The organism is Polaromonas sp. P1_G4 (assembly GCF_056405475.1).
In genome coordinates this window covers 1-1,673 of sequence record NZ_JBFUCA010000719.1, presented here as the reverse complement: position 1 = coordinate 1,673, position 1,673 = coordinate 1, and the positions used below count along the sequence as shown (strand labels likewise).

General features: G+C 54.9%; 2 protein-coding genes and 1 pseudogene. 2 read left to right on the top strand and 1 reads right to left on the bottom strand.

What is annotated here, in order from left to right; all coding sequences use genetic code 11:
- Together AC1D1X_RS22600 and AC1D1X_RS22595 are read left to right on the top strand one after the other, a co-directional pair.
- Positions 1-704: pseudogene (locus AC1D1X_RS22600) on the top strand (hypothetical protein); the annotation flags it as partial.
- A 226-nt stretch (positions 705-930) separates the two neighbouring features.
- The gene (locus tag AC1D1X_RS22595; RefSeq protein ID WP_477670547.1) at positions 931-1,347 is read left to right on the top strand and encodes a YybH family protein; all 417 of its coding nucleotides are present in this window, start codon (positions 931-933) and stop codon (positions 1,345-1,347) included.
- A gap of 121 nt (positions 1,348-1,468) precedes the next feature.
- Here AC1D1X_RS22595 and AC1D1X_RS22590 read toward each other — a convergent pair.
- The coding region (locus tag AC1D1X_RS22590; RefSeq protein ID WP_477699255.1) for a hypothetical protein at positions 1,469-1,673 on the bottom strand (205 nt) is incomplete at its 5' end.

The window sequence follows — 1,673 nt, the reverse complement described above, 5'->3', positions numbered from 1 at the left end:
CGCTTGCACTCTATGAGAATGCCAATGCGCCAATAGCAGGGCTGACTTCAGAGATTGCAAGACATCAGATGCGAATTGCTTCCCAGCAAGCCTTCTCTCTGTTTCGCCGAAATTACATCGATAGTGGGAAAAACTTTCTTCTTGAAGTGGACAAGTTGTCAGTAGAAAAACTAGTTGGCACCAGAAGTTCCTACCTGAACAGCAAGCTGGCCGATGGAACAGTTACTCAACAACAAGTCAATGAAGTCGCGGATTTAGCCCGATCACGAATTAAGAGTTTTTGTATATACCAGTTGTCGAACGACATCATCAGTTCCGGAGTCGGATGTGGGTATTACGATATTTCCGGGACGAAAGACAACCATGAGATCAAGCGTTGGATGAGTGAGTATCTTTTCGGAGTGTGCTTCGCATTGGATGCCGCGGCATCCAATGCGGAGTGTTTTGTGGATTACATGCTTCTCGGATTTGAAAGACTGTTCGGTAGCCCTGGAGCGCAAGATTTCGTCCCGGATCTGGGATCATTCAGTCGGGTATTGGACGCCGACCAGTTGCGTGCATATTGGATCACCAACGAACAGCGATACAGAGATATGAAATTGAATGAGGTCGATCGGAATGTTCGCACTAGCAACGTCGTTTTAGCCTATTCTGAAGCGGTACCCCGCCTGTTTAGCGCTCTTGGCAAATGGACTTCTAAATAATAAGATTCAGGTTCTCCATGCAGAGTTGCTAGTCTTAAGACGACTACGAGTTTCTCAAAAAACTTTGTCGAGGGTGCTTGTTCATGCGAGACATTCAAACGTAGGCGGTTCCTAAGTAATCCCCACCAAATAGCCTGGAGGGCAAATTTCCGCTTGCCTCGTCATCCCTTGTCCTACGCCGTACCCCGCGCACCAGGCTTACCTTGTCCTTTTAAGGAGAGACAAGATGAGCAAACAGCAGCAAGACTTCAAAACCTTGATGAAAGAGCGGCAGCAGGTCGCAGCCGCGTATGTCAGTGGCGACGCGGCGCCACTGGGGCGTGTCGTGGCGCAGGAGTCACCGGCCACCTTTATGAGCCCGGGCGGCGGGGTGGTGCGGGGCACGCAGGAAGTGTGGTCGCGCTACCAGCAAGATGCCGGCCGGTTTGAGGCGGGCAGTACGACCCAGCTGGAAATTCTCGACATGGCGGCGGGCGATACCGTTGCCTTCTGGACGGGCATTCAAAAAGCGCAGGCCCGCATGAAGGGTGAGCCAGAGCCCGTGGCGAACAAGCTGCGGGTAACCGAGGTGTTCAGGCGCGAAGGCGATGCCTGGAAGCTGGTGCACAGGCATGCGGACCCGCTGGTTGAGGCGAAGCACTAGCCCCACGGTCGCTCACTTCGTGTAGCTTCCTGCCCCTCGAGGAGGCCGCAGGCGGGCAGCCCTTTTTCCGTGCAAGGGGCAGGGACCCGCCGCAGGCTCGCAGTGGGGGAGCGTGGGGGCTCTACTTCCGGCTAATCACCACAGCACCACCGGCGCCCTTGGCGTCGGCATTCTGGCCACGCAGCAGGTTCTGGCTGCCGATGTTCAGGGTGTAGTTGTCGGCGTTGTATTTGCCGGTCCCAAGCAGGTACACCGGGTTGCTGCCGTTGAGTGTTACGGTTTCGCCTCGCACGGTAATCATTGCGTCTTGCTGCACCCGCTTGGAC